The organism is Duganella kummerowiae, from assembly GCF_053572355.1.
On sequence record NZ_JBKFEH010000010.1, the window covers coordinates 77,666 to 97,105 of the forward strand.

Annotated in this window: 22 protein-coding genes; 17 read left to right on the forward strand and 5 right to left on the reverse strand. The window is 62.2% G+C overall.

What is annotated here, in order from left to right; genetic code table 11:
• The first annotated feature begins 214 nt into the window (after positions 1-214).
• The 5 genes from ACLB1G_RS13955 (at position 215) to ACLB1G_RS13975 (ending at position 5,361) form a co-directional block, all read left to right on the forward strand.
• Positions 215-613, forward strand: a complete 399-nt coding sequence (locus tag ACLB1G_RS13955; RefSeq protein ID WP_491628220.1) for a barstar family protein — start codon at positions 215-217, stop codon at positions 611-613.
• Between the two features lie 112 nt (positions 614-725).
• Positions 726-1,340 carry a phosphoribosylglycinamide formyltransferase gene (purN, locus tag ACLB1G_RS13960; RefSeq protein WP_491627826.1) on the forward strand — a complete coding sequence of 205 codons (615 nt, stop codon included), beginning with the start codon at positions 726-728 and terminating at the stop codon, positions 1,338-1,340.
• A gap of 16 nt (positions 1,341-1,356) precedes the next feature.
• Entirely contained in the window at positions 1,357-2,646 is a 1,290-nt protein-coding gene (locus ACLB1G_RS13965; RefSeq protein ID WP_491627827.1) for an RsmB/NOP family class I SAM-dependent RNA methyltransferase, read from the forward strand.
• 85 nt (positions 2,647-2,731) lie between these two features.
• Positions 2,732-4,051 (forward strand): mechanosensitive ion channel family protein, encoded by a 1,320-nt coding sequence (locus ACLB1G_RS13970; RefSeq protein WP_491627828.1) that lies wholly within the window; start codon positions 2,732-2,734, stop codon positions 4,049-4,051.
• A gap of 107 nt (positions 4,052-4,158) precedes the next feature.
• A complete protein-coding gene (locus ACLB1G_RS13975) occupies positions 4,159-5,361 on the forward strand; it encodes a DesA family fatty acid desaturase (protein ID WP_491627829.1) in 1,203 nt (400 codons plus the stop codon).
• A gap of 387 nt (positions 5,362-5,748) precedes the next feature.
• On the opposite strand, the gene rpmG is transcribed toward ACLB1G_RS13975, so the two are convergent.
• From rpmG to radC, 3 genes are all read right to left on the reverse strand, one after another.
• Positions 5,749-5,916 carry a 50S ribosomal protein L33 gene (rpmG, locus tag ACLB1G_RS13980; protein WP_005665735.1) on the reverse strand — a complete coding sequence of 56 codons (168 nt, stop codon included), beginning with the start codon at positions 5,914-5,916 and terminating at the stop codon, positions 5,749-5,751.
• Positions 5,917-5,929: 13 nt separating this feature from the next.
• Entirely contained in the window at positions 5,930-6,166 is a 237-nt protein-coding gene (gene rpmB, locus ACLB1G_RS13985; protein WP_491627830.1) for a 50S ribosomal protein L28, read from the reverse strand.
• 161 nt (positions 6,167-6,327) lie between these two features.
• Complete coding sequence (gene radC / locus ACLB1G_RS13990; protein ID WP_491627831.1) at positions 6,328-7,002, reverse strand: RadC family protein; 675 nt, start codon at positions 7,000-7,002, stop codon at positions 6,328-6,330.
• Between the two features lie 170 nt (positions 7,003-7,172).
• Here radC and ACLB1G_RS13995 point away from each other — a divergent pair, with 170 nt between their 5' ends.
• The 6 genes from ACLB1G_RS13995 (at position 7,173) to ACLB1G_RS14020 (ending at position 12,553) form a co-directional block, all read left to right on the forward strand.
• Entirely contained in the window at positions 7,173-7,628 is a 456-nt protein-coding gene (locus tag ACLB1G_RS13995) for an FKBP-type peptidyl-prolyl cis-trans isomerase (RefSeq protein WP_491627832.1), read from the forward strand.
• A gap of 6 nt (positions 7,629-7,634) precedes the next feature.
• Positions 7,635-8,627 (forward strand): 4-hydroxy-3-methylbut-2-enyl diphosphate reductase, encoded by a 993-nt coding sequence (gene ispH / locus ACLB1G_RS14000; protein WP_491627833.1) that lies wholly within the window; start codon positions 7,635-7,637, stop codon positions 8,625-8,627.
• Between the two features lie 266 nt (positions 8,628-8,893).
• A complete protein-coding gene (locus ACLB1G_RS14005; RefSeq protein ID WP_491627834.1) occupies positions 8,894-9,823 on the forward strand; it encodes a branched-chain amino acid ABC transporter permease in 930 nt (309 codons plus the stop codon).
• 10 nt (positions 9,824-9,833) lie between these two features.
• Positions 9,834-11,051 carry an ABC transporter permease subunit gene (locus tag ACLB1G_RS14010; protein WP_491627835.1) on the forward strand — a complete coding sequence of 406 codons (1,218 nt, stop codon included), beginning with the start codon at positions 9,834-9,836 and terminating at the stop codon, positions 11,049-11,051.
• A gap of 12 nt (positions 11,052-11,063) precedes the next feature.
• Positions 11,064-11,831: an ABC transporter ATP-binding protein gene (locus ACLB1G_RS14015; RefSeq protein ID WP_491627836.1), complete on the forward strand. Its 768-nt coding sequence runs from the start codon at positions 11,064-11,066 to the stop codon at positions 11,829-11,831.
• Entirely contained in the window at positions 11,831-12,553 is a 723-nt protein-coding gene (locus ACLB1G_RS14020) for an ABC transporter ATP-binding protein (protein WP_491627837.1), read from the forward strand. Before ACLB1G_RS14015 ends, ACLB1G_RS14020 begins: the two co-directional genes overlap by 1 nt.
• A 46-nt stretch (positions 12,554-12,599) precedes the next feature.
• Here ACLB1G_RS14020 and phaP read toward each other — a convergent pair whose 3' ends face one another.
• Positions 12,600-13,160, reverse strand: a complete 561-nt coding sequence (gene phaP / locus ACLB1G_RS14025; protein ID WP_491627838.1) for a TIGR01841 family phasin — start codon at positions 13,158-13,160, stop codon at positions 12,600-12,602.
• A gap of 357 nt (positions 13,161-13,517) precedes the next feature.
• On the opposite strand from phaP, the gene ACLB1G_RS14030 reads away from it, so the two are divergent.
• From ACLB1G_RS14030 to pbpG, 3 genes are all read left to right on the forward strand, one after another.
• Complete coding sequence (locus tag ACLB1G_RS14030; protein ID WP_491627839.1) at positions 13,518-14,414, forward strand: DMT family transporter; 897 nt, start codon at positions 13,518-13,520, stop codon at positions 14,412-14,414.
• A gap of 1 nt (position 14,415) precedes the next feature.
• Positions 14,416-15,111 (forward strand): nitroreductase, encoded by a 696-nt coding sequence (locus tag ACLB1G_RS14035; RefSeq protein ID WP_491627840.1) that lies wholly within the window; start codon positions 14,416-14,418, stop codon positions 15,109-15,111.
• Between the two features lie 153 nt (positions 15,112-15,264).
• Positions 15,265-16,353, forward strand: coding sequence for a D-alanyl-D-alanine endopeptidase (pbpG, locus tag ACLB1G_RS14040; RefSeq protein ID WP_491627841.1), 1,089 nt, complete (start codon positions 15,265-15,267; stop codon positions 16,351-16,353).
• 48 nt (positions 16,354-16,401) lie between these two features.
• Here the strand turns inward: pbpG and ACLB1G_RS14045 are convergent, their stop codons facing one another.
• A complete protein-coding gene (locus tag ACLB1G_RS14045) occupies positions 16,402-17,181 on the reverse strand; it encodes an IclR family transcriptional regulator (protein WP_491627842.1) in 780 nt (259 codons plus the stop codon).
• Positions 17,182-17,332: 151 nt separating this feature from the next.
• Between ACLB1G_RS14045 and ACLB1G_RS14050 the strand changes: the two genes are divergently transcribed.
• The 3 genes from ACLB1G_RS14050 to ACLB1G_RS14060 all read left to right on the forward strand — a co-directional run bounded on the left by ACLB1G_RS14050 (position 17,333) and on the right by ACLB1G_RS14060 (position 19,436).
• Entirely contained in the window at positions 17,333-17,710 is a 378-nt protein-coding gene (locus tag ACLB1G_RS14050; protein WP_491627843.1) for a diacylglycerol kinase, read from the forward strand.
• A gap of 115 nt (positions 17,711-17,825) precedes the next feature.
• Positions 17,826-18,833 carry a sulfate ABC transporter substrate-binding protein gene (locus tag ACLB1G_RS14055; protein WP_491627844.1) on the forward strand — a complete coding sequence of 336 codons (1,008 nt, stop codon included), beginning with the start codon at positions 17,826-17,828 and terminating at the stop codon, positions 18,831-18,833.
• 12 nt (positions 18,834-18,845) lie between these two features.
• Positions 18,846-19,436 carry an RBBP9/YdeN family alpha/beta hydrolase gene (locus ACLB1G_RS14060; RefSeq protein WP_491627845.1) on the forward strand — a complete coding sequence of 197 codons (591 nt, stop codon included), beginning with the start codon at positions 18,846-18,848 and terminating at the stop codon, positions 19,434-19,436.
• Positions 19,437-19,440: the final 4 nt, after the last annotated feature.

Sequence of the window (19,440 nt, forward strand, 5' to 3'; positions counted from 1 at the left end):
TCATATTCGTGTTGATTCAGGAGGAACAACACGTTACCCTAATATGTGTATGGGATTGGATTGATAAAAAAGCAACGTCTGTCATCCGCCGCCCGCGCATAGCCCCGCTGGCGATGTCTAGTGTACAGGTGCAACTCCAGAAACTATTTATACTATTTATAGCATGCAGGCACCCACGGCAAACCCTTACATAACAGGTCCAATTGAGGGAGAAATGAGTTTGTTACTGACCGTGCCGCCCAACCTTGTCCAGTCCATCCGAGCGTTCCGCGTCACCGAACTGCAGGAAGAGGCGGCCCGCCTGGGCCAGCACTTTTTGTACGCCCACTGTATCGCCGGTGCAACCAAGCAGCAAGTTCTTGGCATCATCGCAGAATCGTTCCTGTTTCCTAAAGGCATAGGCAAGAATTTCGACGGTTTGCGCACCACCCTGACCGACACCATGTACCAAGCGGGCCAGCAGACCGGTTTCCTGATCGTGCTGGAGCAATTGCCCAATACCCAAAAGTTTGACAAGGAAGCACGCGAAACCCTGCTCGACGTGTTCCGTGACGCCGCCGATTACTGGGCCGAGAAAAAAGTGCCATTCCGCGTCTTCTACTCCTTCGAGTAAGCGCGCCAGCCTCCCCCCTAAGCCGCATCGCGGCGTTCCGCGTTCGTCCAGTTGATGCTGCGCCGCACCATTTTTGGCTCCAGCGGCCTGAAACGCGGTACAATGGCAGGTTATGAAAAACATCGTCATCCTCATTTCCGGCCGTGGCAGCAATATGGAAGCCGTGGTGCGCGCCTGCCAGGCCGAGCAGTGGCCAGCCCGCATCGCCGCCGTCATCAGCAACCGTGCCGATGCGGCCGGCCTGGCCTTTGCCGCCGCGCAGGGAATCGAGACCGCCGTCGTGTCCAACAAGGATTATGACAGCCGCGCCGCCTTCGACGCCGCGCTGCAGGCCGCCATCGACCGGTTCCAGCCGGATCTGGTGGTGCTGGCCGGCTTCATGCGCATCCTGACCGCGCCCTTCGTGCAGCATTACGAGGGCCGCATGCTGAACATCCACCCCTCGCTGCTGCCGCTGTTCCCGGGCCTGCACACGCATGAGCAGGCGCTGGCCGCCGGCCATGCCGAGCATGGCGCCACGGTGCACTTCGTCACCGCCGAGCTCGATCATGGTCCCATGGTGGACCAGGTGCGGGTGCCGGTGCTGGCGGGCGATACGCCGCAGACGCTGGCGGCCCGGCTGCTGGTGCAGGAGCACGAGCTGTACCCGCGCGCGGTGCGCTGGTTCGTGGAAGACAGGCTGACGATAGACCAGCAGGGCAGGGTCCTAGTGGACCACACCAAATAATCAACCAAGGATTTCCATGAGATTGCCTCCAGCGATACTCGCCAACGCCGAAGAAGTGTTGCGCGAGATTTTGCGCTTTGCCGCGCCCGCCGACACCACCCTGTCGCGCTACTTCAAAGACCATCCGCGCCTGGGCGGCCGCGAACGCGGCGCCATCGCCGAAAGCGTGTACGCGGTGCTGCGCAACAAGAACTTCTACACCGAATTCTCCGAAGGCAATGGCGGCGCCACCATGCGCCGCCTGACCCTGCTGGGCATGGCCGACGCGGTCGGTATCGATGCCCTGGGCGGCCTGACGCCGGATGAGTTGGAATGGCTGCAGCGCGTGACCCAGATCGACCGCAAGCTGATGCACAAGTCCATGCGCTCCAATATGCCAAAATGGCTGTTCGAGAAGCTGGTGGCCCAGTTCGGCGAAGAGGAAACCCTGGAACTGGCCGACGCCATGAACACCCCGGCGCCGCTGGACCTGCGCGTCAACGCCCTCAAGGGCAACCGCGAGGAAGTCGCCGAACAGCTGGCCCAGGCGCCCATCCGCAGCACCCCGACCCCGTTTGCGCCCAACGGCTTGCGCGTGTTGCAAAAGCCGGCCCTGCAGAACCTTCCCCTGTTCAAGGAAGGCGTGATCGAGGTGCAGGACGAAGGCAGCCAGATCCTGTCGCAAATTGTCGGCGCCAAGCGCGGCGAGATGGTGGTGGACTTCTGCGCCGGCGCCGGCGGCAAGACCCTGTCGCTGGGGGCGGCCATGCGCAACACCGGCCGGCTGTACGCCTTCGACGTGTCGGAAAAGCGCTTGTCCAAGCTCAAGCCCCGGCTGGCGCGCAGCGGCCTGTCCAACGTGCATCCGGTGCTGATCGCGCACGAACGCGACGCCAAGATCAAGCGTTTGGCCGGCAAGATCGACCGCGTGCTGGTGGATGCGCCGTGCTCCGGCCTGGGCACCCTGCGCCGCAATCCGGACGTGAAATGGCGTCAACATGAGAGCGCGGTAGCGGAATTGCAAGCCAAGCAGGCTTCCATCCTCGATGGCGCGGCCAAGCTGATCAAGGGCGGCGGCCGCCTGGTGTACGCCACCTGCAGCTTCCTGAACGAGGAAAATGACGAGATCGCCGCGCAATTCCTGGCATCGCACCCCGATTTCGAGCTCATCCCCATGAGCAAGGTGCTGGCCGAGCAGAAAATCCCGCTCGAGATGGGCGATTACCTGAAGCTGCTGCCACACAAGCACCAGACCGACGGCTTCTTCGCCGCCGTGTTCGAGCGCAAGCCGATGGCAAAGAAAGCCGCCGAGCCTGACGCGGAATAAGACTGCCCAGCGCAGCCAGCCAGGCCGGGACTTCCCGGCCTTTTTTCTGTAACCTTGTCATCGGGATCAACTCTTGCCAGCACGTATGAATCAACAGCCTCTCCTGAACTTGATTGCCGACCTGAGCGGAGATTTGCGCGAACCCGGCCTGCTGTGGCAACTAGGCGCCATCATCCTGTCCATCGTGCTGGGGTGGGGCGTGGCGCGGCTGCTGCGCCAGCGCTATGGCCGGCGTGAACATGCCGATGGCGTGCTGCGCCTCGGCGTGGAGAGCTTTGCCCGGGTGCTGGGCCCGCTGCTGATCGTCAGCCTGCTCTGGCTGTCCAAGCTGGCGCTGACCAAATACCACCATGTCAACCTGCTCAAGGTGGCCATCCCGATTTTCGGTTCGCTGGTGGTGATACGCTTCACCTTCTACCTGCTGCGCCGCGTGTTCGTGCGCCAGGGCCAGGTGGGGCAGGCCATGCTGACCTTCGAGAAGGTATTCCAGTTGCTGGTGTGGCTGGCTTTCGTGCTGTATGTGACCGGGCTGTGGCCGGACATCCTGGATTTCATGGATAGCACCGAGCTGCACCTTGGTAAATTCAAGGTCTCCATCGCTTCCATCCTGCAGGGCGCCGTGTCGGTGGCCGTGACGCTGATGCTGGCGCTGTGGGCCGGCGCCGCGCTGGAAGAGCAGCTGATGAAAGTGCAGGGCATGCATACCAACTCGCGCGTGGTGGTGGCGCGCACCAGCCGCGCCATCCTGATCCTGGCGGCGGTGCTGGCCAGCCTGTCGCTGGTGGGCATAGACCTGACCGTGCTGTCCGTGTTTGGCGGCGCGCTGGGCGTCGGGCTGGGCCTGGGTTTGCAAAAGATCGCCAGTAATTATGTGTCCGGCTTCGTCATCCTGCTGGACCGCAGCCTGACCATAGGCGACATGATCACGGTCGACAAATACAGCGGCATGGTGACGCAGATCAATACCCGCTACACCGTGCTGCAGAGCCTGGACGGGGTGGAATCCATCGTGCCCAACGAGATGCTGGTGTCCGGCGCGGTGCAGAATTCCTCCCTGACCACCAGTATCGTGGCGCTCTCGACCAAGGTCTCGGTGGCCTATGACAGCGACTTGGACATGGTGCTGCCGCTGCTGGAGGAAGCCGCGCGCAGTGTGGAGCGCGTGCTCAAGGACAAGCCACCCTCGGCCCAGTTGCTGAGCTTTGGGGCCGACGGCCTGGATCTGCAAGTGAACTTCTGGATCAACGATCCGCAAAACGGCCGTGGCGGCGTGACATCAGATGTCAATCGCGCAATATGGCGCGCGTTGAAAGCAAATAACGTCTCGATTCCCTTCCCGCAGCGGGAAATGCGCATCATAGGCGCCACGCCCGCGCAGGAAAGCACGACCGTGCTCAAGGAATAATCAGTGTCGGGGGGAAATGCAACCGCAATGGCTGGGTTTTCATCGTACAATGGCGTCCAATATCCAAGAATATTCCTCTTCCCCGCAGCACCCTCTTTGGAGCAGTAATGAGCTTTAGTTTGCACGCAGTCCTTGAGTTCCTGAACAATGGCATCACGGGATTCAGTGGCTGGCAGGTGTTTTTCTACACCTTGATTGTTACCCATATCACCATTGCCAGCGTCACCATCTACCTGCACCGCCACCAGGCGCACCGCGCGCTGGAATTGCACGCCATCCCCAGCCACTTCTTCCGTTTCTGGCTGTGGCTGACCACCGGGCAGGTCACCAAGGAATGGGCCGCCGTGCACCGCAAGCACCACGCCAAGTGCGACACCGAGGAAGATCCGCACAGCCCGGTGACGCGCGGCATCAAGAAAGTATTCTGGGAAGGCGCCGAGCTGTACCGCGCCGAGTCCAAGAACAAGGAAACCCTGGAAAAATACGGCCACGGCACCCCGGACGACTGGATCGAGCGCAACCTGTACACGCGCTTCAGCTGGCAGGGCGTGGCGGCGCTGCTGGTGCTGAACGTGGTCTTGTTCGGCGTGATTGGCATTACCGTGTGGGCGGTGCAAATGCTGTGGATACCGGTGACGGCGGCCGGCATCATCAACGGCATCGGCCACTACTGGGGCTACCGCAACTACGAGTGCTCGGATGCGGCCACCAACATCATTCCGTTCGGCATCCTCATCGGTGGCGAGGAACTGCACAACAACCACCACACCTTCGCCACCTCGGCCAAGCTGTCGTCCAAGTGGTACGAGTTCGATATCGGCTGGGGCTACATCCGCGCCCTGGAAATGCTGGGCCTGGCCAAGGTCAAGAAAAAGGCGCCGGAACCCAAGTTCGCCAAGGGCAAGCTGGAAGCCGACTTCGATACCCTGCAATCGGTGATCGCCAACCGCTACGACGTGATGGCCAAGTATGCCAAGTCGATCAAGGCGGCCTGGAAGGAAGAGCTGGAACACTTGCGGGACAAGGCTGAGCTGGAGCACCGCTTTTTGAAATCGTCGCGCAAGCTGATGCAGCGCGAGCCGGCCAAGCTGGAAGCGCCGCAGCAGCAGCAGCTGAGCGAGCTGTTCCAGCACAGCCAGGCGCTGGAAACCATGCACAACATGCGCGTGGAACTCGGCATGATCTGGGAGCGTTCGCACTTCACCCGCGACCAGTTGCTGCACAAGCTGCAGGACTGGTGCGCACGGGCCGAAGCGTCCGGTATCAAGTCGCTGCAGGAATTCTCGCTGCGCCTGCGCAGCTACGCCTGATCCGGGGCGCATCCAGCCAAGGACCCTGCGGGGTCCTTTTTTTTGTTCTTCACTGGCCCGACTTGGGCGCCAAACCTGTGTCACAAACCGGAAACCGGGAAACCGGTGTCAGGTCTGCCATAAACCGGTGTCCATAAGCCGGTGTAAGGTCTGCCATCATAAACCGGTGTCTAAACCGGTAAACCGGTGTCACGGTAAACCAGTGTCAGGTCTGCCATTGGTACATGAGTACGCTTGAATTAAGCGAGCCCATGTACCAATGGCAGACCTGACACCCGCGGGGGTGACACGGGGGTAACACCCTGGGGGGGAGGGCGGGCACTGCGCGATACGATGAGACGAAAAAAAACCGCTCCGGAGAGCGGTTTTTCGTGGAGACCTGATCGATTACTTGATCTTGGTTTCTTTGTAGATCACGTGCTTGCGTGCTTTGGGATCGAACTTGGTGATCTCCATTTTAGCAGGCATGGTGCGCTTGTTCTTGGTCGTGGTGTAGAAGTGACCAGTACCAGCGGTCGATTCCAGCTTGATTTTGTCGCGGCCAGTTTTTGCCATGATAGCTCCCTATTTAGACTTTTTCGCCACGGGCGCGCAGGTCGGCCAGGACGGCGTCGATGCCGACTTTTTCGATCACGCGCAGACCGGCGTTGGACAGACGCAGGGAGACCCAGCGGTTTTCAGATTCAACAAAAATGCGACGATTCTGCAGGTTAGGCAGGAAACGACGTTTGGTTTTGTTGTTTGCGTGGGAAACATTGTTGCCGACCATCGGCTTCTTCCCAGTAACTTGGCAAACACGTGCCATGACGCACTCCTTAAAAGACATTCCACAATTGGAAAAACGAGAGTATATCCAAAAAACTGAGGTTTATCAATCACTTGCGAAAAAAAATTGTGTCCTGAAAATTTGCGTGAATTTAACAATTTAAACCCCGGGTTTACAGAGTGGCAAACCGGGTGCCGGCGCTAGAGCTGGCCGTGCTCGGCGAAGGAGTAAACGCGGTGGCCGGCCACCACAAAATGGTCCAAGACGCGGATGTCCACCAGGGCCAGCGCCTGTACCAGGGCGCGCGTGAGCAGCAGGTCGGATTCGCTGGGATCCGGTGTGCCGGACGGGTGGTTGTGGGCCAGCATGACGCTGGCGGCGTTGCACACGAGGGCTTGCTTGACCACCTCGCGCGGGTAGACGCTGGTGTGGGTGAGGGTGCCGCGAAACATTTCGCGCGCCTCGATCAGGCGGTTCTTCACGTCCAGGTAGAGCACGTGGAAGGATTCGGCGGCCCGGCCTCTGAACACCGCGCGCAGGTATTCCTTGACGGCGCCCGGCGAACCCAGCGTGGCGCCGCTCTTGAGTTCCTCCATCAGGGCGCGGCGCGCCAGCTCCATCACGGCCTGCAGCTGGGCGAACTTGGCGCTGCCCAGGCCGTGCACGGCGCTGAACTGTTCCAGGCTGGCGGCAAACATCTGGTTCAGCGAGCCGAAGTGATGCAGCATGTCGCGGCCCAGCTCGACAGCGTCCTTGCCCTTGACACCCACCCGCAGGAACACGGCCAGCAATTCCTGGTCGGACAGGACAGAAGCGCCCTCGGCAATGAGCCGTTCGCGCGGGCGCAGGTGCAAGGGCCAATCCGGTATCGCCATGATGGTCTCCTGGCGGCGTGGAAGGGGCCGCGTGCGGACGATTATGGCGCAGCGCGGGACACCGGATGCTGATCTAGCTATAAACCAGCAGCGAAAACCGCGCCATCCGACCGGCGCGCCCCCAAGCTGGCTTACAATAGCGCTTTGCCTGTACTATCGAGTCACCATCCATGTCTAATGCGCAACCTGCGGTCGTCACCCCGTCGGCCTACCTTACCCTGCACTATCGCCTGGCCAAGCTGGACGGTACTGATATCGTCACTACCTTCGGCGGCAACCCGGCCACCCTGATGCTGGGCCAGGGCCAGCTGGCCCCGGTGCTGGAGGAGTTGCTGATCGGCCTGCCCGAAGGCACGCACCGGACTTTCGACCTGCCGGCCGGCAAGGGCTTCGGCGAACGCAATCCGGAGCTCATACGCGAAGTCACGCGCGCCACCCTGGAGGAAAACTCGGCCCCGGACGCCGACTACAAGATCGGCGACCTGGTTGATTTCGCCGCCCCCGGCGGCGGCCGTTTCTCGGGCATATTGCGCGAATTGCGCGATGATGCCGCCCTGTTCGACTTCAATCACCCGCTGGCCGGCCAGCCGGTGCGGTTCGAAGTCCAGTTGATTTCCGTGCTGTGAGGACCCATGAGCGATAAAGAGATCCTGCTGGCCCAGCCGCGCGGCTTTTGCGCCGGCGTGGACCGCGCCATTGAAATCGTCGAACGCGCCCTGCAGCAGTTCGGCGCGCCCATCTATGTACGCCACGAGATCGTGCACAACGCCTACGTGGTTGCGGATTTGCGCGCAAAAGGCGCCATTTTTATCGAAAAGCTCGAGGACGTCCCGCCTGGCAACACCCTCGTGTTCTCCGCCCACGGCGTGCCCAAGGCGGTGCGGGTGGAAGCCGAGGCGCGCGGCCTGAGCGTGTTTGACGCCACCTGTCCGCTGGTCACCAAGGTGCACGTGGAAGTGGCCAAGATGCGCAAGCAGGGCTGCGAGATCATCATGATAGGCCACGATGGCCACCCGGAAGTGGAAGGCACCATGGGCCAGGCCGAGGAGGGCATGTACCTGGTCGAAACTGTGGCCGACGTCGATACGCTGCAAGTCAATAACCCTGAACAGCTGGCCTACGTGTCGCAAACCACGCTGTCGGTGGACGACACGGCCGACATCATTACCGCCCTCAAGCGCAAGTTCCCCGCCATTATCGAACCCAAGAAGGGCGACATCTGCTACGCCACCACCAACCGCCAGGAAGCCGTGAAATTCATGGCTCCCCAGGTGGAAGTGGTGATCGTGGTCGGCAGCCCCAACAGCTCCAACTCCAACCGCCTGCGCGAGGTGGCCGACAAGATGGGCACGCCGGCCTACATGGTGGACAAGGCTGACCAGATCGACCCGGCCTGGCTGGAGGGCAAGCTGCGCGTGGGCGTGACGGCCGGCGCCTCGGCGCCCGAAGTGCTGGTGCAAGCGGTGATCGACCGCTTGAAGTCGTACGGCGCGCGCAGCGTGCGGGCATTGGACGGGGTGCAGGAAGCGGTCACCTTCCCCTTGCCCAAGGGCCTGGAAGGCGGCAAGATTGCACCAAAAGAGGGCGCACCCGGCGTGACGAAGGCGGCCTTCGTTGCGAAATAATATTCAGTCAGTCCTGAGTTATTCCGCAATTAGTTTTCCCCGATAATCGTTATCATTGCCTCGCCCAAAAAACCTTGTCGTTTCTGCTTGTTTTAGGGATCAGGATGGCAAGTCCTGGCATGAAAATTGCACCGTAGCTATGCAGTAGTAGGTGGTTGCAAGAGGCGCGTCACTCAAGCGGCGGCACTGCGAGGTTTTCCTCGGGTGCCGTTTTTGTTACCCGCGCCGCCTTGCTGACCCGGTTCAACAATGAATAAGGCAGGCACATGGATACTTTTATCCAACAAATTATCAACGGGCTGGTGCTGGGCAGCATGTACGCACTGGTCGCGCTCGGCTACACCATGGTGTACGGGGTCTTGAACCTGATTAACTTCGCCCATGGGGACGTGCTCATGGTGGGCGCCATGGTGGGCTTGAGCATCCTTAACCTGCTCAACAACCACGCGCCCGAGCTGCCTGGCTTCGTCAAGCTGGCCATCGCCATCGGCGGCGCCATCCCCGTCTGCATGCTGGTCAACGTGCTGATCGAGCGGGTCGCCTACCGCCGCCTGCGCAATGCGCCGCGCCTGGCGCCGCTGATCACGGCCATCGGCGTGTCCATCCTGCTGCAGACCTTTGCCATGATGATCTGGGGCCGTAACCCGCTGCCATTTCCCACCATGCTGCCCACCGATCCCATCATCGTGGCCGGGGCCCTGATCTCGCCGACCCAGGTGCTGCTGCTGGTGCTGGCCGCCCTGTCCATGACCGGCCTGGTGTTGCTGGTGGAGAAAACCAAGATGGGCCGCGCCATGCGCGCCGTGGCGGAAAACCCGCGCGTCGCCGGCCTGATGGGCGTGGACGCCAACAAGGTCATCATCGCCACCTTTGCCATCGGCGCCGGCCTGGCCGCCGTGGCCGGGGTGATGTGGGGCGCCAACTATGCATCCATCCAGTTCGCCATGGGCTTCGTGCCCGGCCTGAAAGCCTTCTCGGCCGCCGTGCTGGGCGGCATAGGCAATATCTACGGCGCCATGATAGGCGGCATCCTGCTGGGCATAATCGAAAGCCTGGGCGCCGGCTACATCGGCGACCTGACCGGCGGCTTCCTCGGCAGCCACTACCAGGACATCTTCGCCTTCGTGGTGCTGATCATCGTGCTGACCGTGCGGCCGTCCGGCATCATGGGCGAGCGCGTGGCGGACCGGGCATAAGGAGAGCGACATGGCACTGTTGAATTTCGACGTCTCCCGCAATCCGCGCAAGGCCTACGCCAGCATGGCGCTGCTGCTGGCCGTGCTGCTGGTGTTCCCGTTCGCGGCCGCGCCCTTCGGCAACTCCTGGGTGCGCATCGTGGACATGGCGCTGCTGTACATCATGCTGGCGCTGGGCCTGAACATCGTGGTCGGCTTCGCCGGCCTGCTGGACCTGGGCTACATCGCCTTCTACGCCGTGGGCGCCTACCTGGCCGGCCTGCTGGCCTCGCCCCAGTTCGCCACCCTGCTGGAATCCATCATCAACCAGTACCCGGTGCTGGGCGAGTCGCTGGTGGCCATCCTCGGCCCGGAAATCCAGCAAAACGGCATCCATTTGTCCGTGTGGCTGATCGTGCCGCTGGCGGCGGCCCTGGCCGGCCTGTTTGGCGCGCTGCTGGGCGCGCCCACCCTCAAGCTGCGCGGTGACTACCTGGCCATCGTGACCCTGGGCTTCGGCGAGATCATCCGCATCTTCATGAACAACCTGAACGAGCCGATCAACTTCACCAACGGCCCGCAGGGCATCAACCTGATCGACCCGATCAAGGTGTTCGGCGTCAACCTGGCGGGCGAAGCCGGGTCGCGCGCCACGGTGGTGGTGGGCGGCCTGTCCATGCCTTCCGTGAACGCCTATTACTTCCTGTTCCTGGCCCTGTGCATCGCCGTGGTGTTCGTCACCTCGCGCCTGCAGCACTCGCGCCTGGGACGGGCCTGGGTCGCCATCCGCGAGGACGAGATCGCGGCCAAGGCCATGGGCATCAACACCCGCAACGTCAAGCTGCTGGCCTTCTCCATGGGCGCCTCGTTTGGCGGCGTGGCAGGCGCCATGTTTGCCGCCTTCCAGGGCTTCGTGTCGCCGGAATCGTTCTCGCTGACGGAATCGATTGCCGTGCTGGCCATGGTGGTGCTGGGCGGCATAGGCCATATCCCGGGCGTGATCATGGGCGGCGCGCTGCTGGCGGCGCTGCCGGAAATCCTGCGCCACGTGGTCGAGCCGCTGCAGGAAAAACTGTTCGGCCACATCCTGATCGAGGCCGAGGTGCTGCGCCAGCTGCTGTACGGCCTGGCCATGGTGCTGATCATGCTGAACCGCCCGGCCGGCCTGTGGCCCGCGCCCAAGCATGAGGACCGTCCGGACGGCGATTCGGACACCAAGCAACAATCGTCCGGCGTGATGGCCGCCTGAGGAAAAGCAAAGATGAGCGAAGTCATACTGAATATTGCCGGCGTCAACAAGCGCTTTGGCGGCTTGCAGGCCCTGACCGATGTCGGCATCAAGATCATGCGCGGCCAGATCTACGGCCTGATCGGCCCCAATGGCGCCGGCAAGACCACCTTTTTCAATGTCATCACCGGCTTGTACCAGCCCGATACGGGCACCTTCGAGCTGGCCGGCAAGCCGTATTCGCCGTCCGCCCCGCATGAGGTGGCCAAGGCCGGCATCGCCCGCACCTTCCAGAACATCCGTTTGTTCGGCGAGATGACGGCGCTGGAAAATGTGATGGTGGGGCGCCACGTGCGCTCCAAACAGGGCGTGTTCGGCGCCGTGTTCCGCCACAAGGCGGCCCGCGAGGAAGAGGCCGCGATCCGCAAGCGCGCCCAGGAATTGCTGGATTTCGTGGGGATAGGGCAGTTTGCCCACCGTACCTCGAAGTTCCTGTCCTATGGCGACCAGCGCCGCCTGGAAATCGCGCGCGCCCTGGCCACCGATCCGCAGCTGCTGGCGCTGGACGAACCGGCCGCCGGCATGAACGCCACCGAAAAGCTGGCCCTGCGCGAGCTGCTGGTCAAGATCAAGAACGAGGGCAAGACCGTGCTGCTGATCGAGCACGACGTGAAAATGATGATGGGCATGTGCGACCGTCTGATGGTGCTGGAATACGGCAAGCCGATCGCGGAAGGGCTGCCGGCCGACATCCAAAGCAACCAGGCCGTGATCGAAGCCTATCTGGGAGGGGCGCATTAATGAGCGACAACGTTCTTAAAGTATCGGGACTGAAAGTCGCATATGGCGGCATCAAGGCCGTCAAGGGCATAGACCTGGAAGTGAATAAGGGCGAGCTGATCGCCCTGATCGGCGCCAACGGCGCCGGCAAGACCACCACGCTGAAGGCCATCACCGGCACCCTGCCGCCCTGCAAGGTGGAGGGCACGGTCAGCTACAAGGGCGAGTCGCTCAAGGGCAGCAAGTCCTTCCACCTGGTGGAGAAGAAGCTGGCCATGGTGCCCGAGGGGCGCGGGGTGTTCACCCGCATGTCCATCGAGGAAAACCTGCTGATGGGCGCCTACACCCGCGACGACAAGGCCGGCATACAGGCCGATATCGCCAAGTGGTTCGACGTCTTCCCGCGCCTCAAGGAGCGCGCCGCGCAGATGGCCGGCACCCTGTCCGGCGGCGAGCAGCAGATGCTGGCCATGGCGCGCGCCCTGATGTCGCATCCGGAACTGTTGCTGCTGGACGAGCCGTCCATGGGTTTGTCCCCCATCATGGTGGAAAAGATTTTCGAGGTGATACGCAATGTCTCCAAGGAAGGCATCACCATCCTGCTGGTGGAGCAGAACGCCAAGCTGGCCCTGGAGGCGGCGCACCGGGGCTATGTGATGGATTCCGGCAATATCACGATGACGGGCAAAGCCCGCGACATGCTGGATGATCCGCGCGTGAAGGCGGCCTATCTGGGAGAGTAGGCATAAAAAAACCGGCCGGGGCCGGTTTTTTTTACGCAGGCAGCGCTTATTTCTTCAGCGGGCTGACCTTGGCGGCGGCGGCCTGGAACTGGTTCACGGCGCTGGCCAGGTTGGTCTCGAAGGATTCGGCAACTTGCTTGGCGGTCTTGGTGAACTGCTCGTAACCGGCGGTGGCGTTGCCGATGGCCGATTTGAACAGGGCCACGGCGTTTTCGGTGCCGGCCGGGGCGTTCTTGCTTACTTCGTCCACCAGCGAGATCACCTTGCGGTTGGTTTCGGCGATCTGGATTTCGGCGGCCTTGCTGAATTCAGCCTGGGTGCCGGAAGCGATGGTGGCCAGGTGGCGGCCATAGGCCAGGGCTTTCTCGGCGGTCGGCTGGGCCTGGGCGGCGGTCAGCGAGAAGAATTCCTGCGGGTCCTTGGCGGCCAGCAGCTGCTTGGTGGTGACCGAGGATTCTTCCAGCGATGCCTTGGCGGCGGTCAGGTTCAGGTCGACGAACTTTTCCACGCCTTCGAAGGCCTTGTTGGTCAGGGTCGAGAAGATGGCAAACTGGGCTTCCAGGTTGGCTTTGGTCGCATTGGAAAATTGCTCAGGAATCGAGGACATTGATACTCTCCAGAAAATAGTTAGATTGGCTTTGGATGTGCTGCTGTTCCCACCGGCCGGTGAGAAACAGAACCGCGTTTCAGACCGAACAACAATTGTGCAACGCAACAAACCCGATTTTACGGCCTTGGGAAATTAAGTCAAGCGATTTTTTGTGCGTTGCGTCAAAGCATGTTCTCTCGTTTTGGAGCAGCTTTTTTCAGCCCTCCTGTTAACTGAAAACAAAGCTTGGCTGCAGGGAAAACGGGGCCTGCGCCACGCCGCGCGGCGCAGCGTGATAGACTGCCGCATCCGCCGGATGGCTGTTGCAGAAATGCCTATCCCGCCTTTCAGTCAGCTAGCCAGTGTTGCGCCTCCATGTCCCAGTCCGCCAGCGGCCGCCCGGCCAGTTTGATCTCGCCCATGCCCCTGTTGTTCGTGCTGTTGTGGAGCAGCGGTTTCATCGTGGCCAAGTTCGGTTTGCCCTACGCGCCGCCGCTGACTTTCCTGATGCTGCGCTTCCTTGGCGTGCTGCTGTTCCTGGTGCCGGCCGTGCTGGTGCTCAAGGCGCCGTGGCCACACGGGAAAATAGGGCATATCGCGCTGGCCGGGCTGCTGGTGCAGGCAGGCTACCTGATCGGTGTGTGGTGCGCCATCAAGCAGGGCATGCCGGCTGGCTTGTCAGCCCTGATCGTCGGCATGCAGCCCATCCTGACCGCCTTTGCCGCGCCGCTGGTGGGCGAGCGGGTGCTGCCGCGCCAGTGGCTGGGCCTGGTCTTCGGCCTGGGCGGCGTGGCGCTGGTGGTGGCGGCCAAGATACAACTGGTCGGCCTGGGCCTGGACAGCATCCTGCTGTGCGTGCTGGCGCTGCTGGCCATCACGGCCGGCACCCTGTACCAGAAGCGCTATTGCCCCGCATTCGATCTGCGTACCGGCACGGTGGTGCAATTTACATCTTCGCTGTTGCTGGTGCTGCCGCTTGCTGTAGTATTCGAGGGGTGGACGCCGGCGTTTGCTGCGGTGCAGTGGACACCCCGTTTCCTGGGCGCCTGGCTGTGGTCGGTGCTGGGCTTGTCGATAGGCGCGATTTTCCTGCTGTTCGTCCTGATACGGCGCAACGACGCCACCCAGGTCACCAGCCTGCTGTACCTGACGCCGCCAACCACTGCCCTCATGGCCTGGCTGATGTTTGGCGAAGCCTTCAACCTGATGGGCATGGCCGGCATGCTGCTGGCCGTGACCGGCGTGGTATTCGTGGTCAAGAAAAGGAACTGAGATGAGTGTGGCCAGCAACCAGGAAGCGGTGGACGCCGCCATTACCTCGCGCCGGTCTATCCGCGCCTTCCTGCCGCGGCCGGTGCCGCGCGCGGATCTGGAGCGCATCCTGGAAGTGGCGGCGCGGGCGCCGTCCGGCACCAATGTCCAGCCGTGGAAAGTGTATGTGCTGAGCGGCGAAGTCAAGCGCCGGCTGTCGGCCACCATCCTGGCCGCCCACAACGATCCGGAACTGGCGCGCCAGCACACCGAGGAGTACGCCTATTATCCGCGCGAGTGGATTTCGCCCTATATCGAGCGGCGCCGCAAGGTGGGCTGGGACCTCTACGGCCTGCTGGGCCTGACGCGCGAGGACAAGGCCGGCATGGCGGCCCAGCATGGCCGCAACTATGAATTCTTTGGCGCCCCGGTGGGCCTGATCTTCACCATGGACCGCGTCATGGAGCAGGGCTCCTGGCTGGACTGCGGCATGTTTTTGCAAAACATCATGGTGGCGGCGCGCGGACGCGGCCTCGATACCTGTCCGCAGGCGGCGTTTACCCAGTATCACCGCATCATTGCCGAGGTGCTGGAACTGCCGGCCAACGAGATCGTCGTGTGCGGCATGGCCCTGGGCTATGCCGATCCCGGCAAGATCGAAAACACGCTGGTGACGGAACGTGCGCCACTGGCGGAATTTGTTAAATTTGTGGATTGAATCACGCTTGCAAGTAACACTGCGCCAAGCTTGCCATTGTCGTATGGCGCAAACGCAACCGGCTGGCGCACGAATGTTAAATTCGCTTGCGCTGGCACGGCATTTTGCTACACTGCAACGACTAATGCTCGGCCTTTTTTCTAGGGGATAGGAATGTACAAACTTGCCTTGGGCGCCATCATCACCGCACTGTTCGTTTCCCTGCCGGCTGCCGCTGCCAGCCAGGAGGGGGCCAGCGCCGCGCCCCGCAAGGCCAGCGTGAAGAAGGGCCATGTGGTGCGCCGTGCGGCTGCCGACAGCGGCGAGCGCGTGGTCAAGCGCGTTGCCAAAGTCAACGGCAAGCGCAAGGTGGTCTACCAGCGCGTGCTGGCTGCCGCCCCGGCCCTGCCGACCATGGGCGACCTGGCCGGCCTGAACCTGACCCACGACCCGCTGGACCTGAAGTCCAACGTGGCGTTCGTGCTGGACCAGGCCAATTCGGAAGTGCTGTTTGAAAAGAATTCCAATGTGGCCCTGCCTATCGCTTCCATCACCAAGATGATGACGGGCCTGGTCGTGGTCGAGGCCAAGCAGGACATGGACGAGGTGCTGACCATCACCGACGAGGACGTCGACCGCGAAAAATTCTCCAGCTCGCGCCTGAAAGTGGGTTCGCGCCTGACGCGCGCCAACATGCTGCACATCGCCCTGATGAGTTCGGAAAACCGCGCCGCCTCGGCCCTGGGCCGCAATTACCCGGGCGGCCTGCCGGCGTTTGTGGAAGCCATGAACGCCAAGGCGCGCGAGCTGGGCATGAACGATACCCATTACGTGGATTCCAACGGCCTGTCGAAAATGAATGTGGCCAGCGCGCGCGACCTGGCCAAGCTGGCCATGGCCGCCTACCAGCAGCCGCTGCTGCGCCAGTATTCCACCGACGCCAAGGCCATCGTGGAATCGAATGGCCGTCCCATGCAGTTCGGCACCACCAACCATTTGGTGGCCAGTCCGGGCTGGTCCATCGGCTTGCAGAAAACCGGTTTCATCAACGAAGCGGGACGCTGCCTGCTGATGCAGGCCGTGATCGAGGGCCGCTCGGTGATCATGGTATTCCTCGATTCCAAGGGCAAGCAGTCGCGCACCGCCGATGCCGGCCGCATCCGCAAATGGCTGGAAGCGCTCAAGCCGGCCGCGCTGGGCGGCGGCGCCACCCTGACCACCGGCGCGGTCGGCGCCGCCGCGGCGCCGGTGACCGGAATGTAAGGCCAGCCCTTTGGACTGTGCAAGAGAGGCGGCGCTGGCCGCCTTTTTTTATTCCCCCGGGTTGTAGCCCAGCGTGGCGGAGATCTGGTTGGCCGTTTGCACCAGGTCTTCCAGCCACTCATCCTGCAGGCGGTCGGCCGGGGCCGAGATCGACAGGCCGGCCACCAGCTTGCCGGAGTCGTCGCGGATGCCGGCCGCCATGCAGCGCACCCCCAGTTCCAGCTCTTCGTTGTCGCGCGCATAGCCGCGCGCCTTCACCAGGCTGAGCTCGCGCTCGAGCCGCGCCAGATCCGTGATGGAATTCTTGTTGTGGCCGGCCAGCCCGGTGCGGGTGGCGTAGGCGCGGGTGGCCTTGGGGTCGTCCACCGACAGGAACAGTTTTCCGGTCGAGGTCAGGTGCAGCGGCGCGCGACCGCCAATGGCGCGCACCACCTGCATGCCTGAGCGCTCCGAGAAGGAACGGTCGATGTACACGATCTCGTCGCCCTGGCGCACCGACAGGTTGATGGTCTGCTGGGTCTTCTTGTGTAGGGTGCGCATGAAATCCAGCGCCGCCTCGCGCACCGAGAGCCGGCTCTTGACGACATTGCCCAATTCCAGCAGCCGCATGCCGAGGCGGTAAGTGCCCGGTTCGATGCGGTCGACAAAGCGGGTCAGCACCATGTCGTTCAGGATGCGGTGGGCGGTGGACGGGTGCAGGCCCGAGACCTTGGACAATTCCTTGAGGCTGACCGGATCAGGATATTTCGCCAGCGCATCGAGCAGGGCAACCATGCGTTCGATCACCTGTATCGTGGTCTTTTGCTCGGGTACGTTCTCGATTTTCATGATGTGGTTTGTGCAGTGCGGTATTGGATAGGGGATTTATACCATAATGTGAAAAAAATGGGAATTGTATCGAGGCCACACTCGAAAACCATGATGCTTGCGTCACTGTTGTGCATAATGGGCTGCCTCCAGTTTTCACAATCTTATTCTTATGCAACCCGGCAATCACACCAACAAGGGCCTGAAACGCATCCTGGCCGCCATCCGCTATTCCATCGACGGCTTCCGCGCCGCCTGGCGCCATGAGGAAGCGTTCCGGCAAGAGGTGGTGGTGCTGGTGGTGGGCACCATCATCGCCTGTGTGCTGCGCATCTCGGCCTTCGAGCGCCTGATGCTGATCGGCGTGCTGGTGCTGATCTTGATCATCGAACTGATTAATTCCTCCATCGAGGCGGTGGTGGACCGGGTGTCGCTGGAGCGTCATCCGCTGTCCAAGAACGCCAAGGATTTCGGCAGCGCGGCCGTGCTGCTCGCCTGCGTGTTGGCGACTGCGGCTTGGGCGGTGGTGCTGTTCAACCGGTTTTACTGAGTTTTCTTTGCCTTATAAGGTTTGGGTATATCAAAGTACCAAATGCTTAGTTCTCAATCATAAGGCTTGGTTTTAATCTAGGGCTTCTTGTTGCATAACCATACGGGGAATCCTGATGCTGTCCAAAAAAATCATCGCCGCTGCCGTCCTTGCCTTCACCGCTGCCGCGCCGGCCTTTGCCGCCGATGTCACGCTGCTGAACGTGTCCTACGATCCGACCCGCGAGCTGTACCAGGACGTCAACGCCGCCTTTGCCAAGAGCTGGCAAGCCAAGACCGGCGACACGGTCAAGATCAAGCAATCGCACGGCGGTTCGGGCAAGCAAGCCCGCTCCGTGATCGACGGCCTGGAAGCCGACGTGGTGACCCTGGCCCTGGCCTATGACATCGACGCCATCGCCGACCACAAGCTGATCAATCCCGACTGGCAAAAGCGCCTGCAGTTCAACAGCTCGCCCTACACCTCGACCATCGTGTTCCTGGTGCGCAAAGGCAACCCCAAAGGCATCAAGGACTGGAACGACCTGGTCAAACCTGGCGTGGCCGTGATCACGCCGAATCCGAAAACCTCGGGTGGCGCCCGCTGGAACCACCTGGGCGCCTATGGCTACGCGCTGCGCCAGCCTGGCGGCAACGAAGCCACGGCCAAGGAATTCCTGCGCAAGCTGTACAAGAACGTGCCGGTGCTGGACTCCGGCGCCCGCGGCGCCACCACCACTTTTGTCGAGCGCGGCATCGGCGACGTGCTGATCGCCTGGGAAAACGAAGCCCTGCTGGCCATCAAGGAACTGGGCCCGACCAAGTTCGACATCGTGGCGCCCTCGGTCTCCATCCTGGCCGAGCCGCCGGTGGCCGTGGTCGACAAGATCGTCGACAAGCGCGGTACCCGCAAGGTAGCCGAGGCCTACCTGCAATTCCTGTACACCGATGAAGCGCAGGAAATCATCGCCAAGAATTACTACCGTCCGGCCAACCCCAAGGAAGCCAAGAAATACGCTGCCCAGTTCCCCAACGTGAAGCTGTTCACCATTGCCGACGTGGCCGGCGACTGGGCCAAGGCCAACAAGACCCACTTCGCCGACGGCGGGCTGTTCGACCAGATCTACCAGCCCGGCGCCAAATAAGGAGAGCGGACCATGAGTGCCGGCGTGCTTGCAGAATTCCGCGTGCTGATCGCGCCCGGCCTGCACAACAGCGGGCCGGCCCACTGGCAGAGCCGCTGGCAGTCGCTGTTTGGCTGGCAGCGCATCGTGCAGCAGGACTGGGAACAGCCCGACCTGGCGCGCTGGTCGGCGCGGGTGGATGAGGTGCGGCGCCTGGGCGCCGACAGCCGCCCGCTGATCATCGTGGCGCACAGCTTCGGCTGCCTGGCAACGGCCCACGGCGTGGCGCGCGACCCAACCGGCGTGGCCGGCCTGCTGCTGGTGGCGCCGGCCGATCCCGACAAGTTCGGGGTGGCGGAGCAGCTGCCGCATACCGGCCTGCCGGTACCTTCGATCATGATAGGCAGCAGCAACGATCCCTGGATGGCCGCGCCGCGCGCCGCGCTGTGGGCGCGCCGCTGGGGCAGCCGTTTCCTGGATGCCGGCGCCCTGGGCCACATCAATGCCGACTCCGGCCTGGGCAACTGGCAGGATGGCCTGGAAAGTTTGTACATATTGGCAAATCAGGCGCACAATAACCGGCTCGCGGCCAGCACGGATTCCCTGTACAGCCTGCATTTTTAACCTT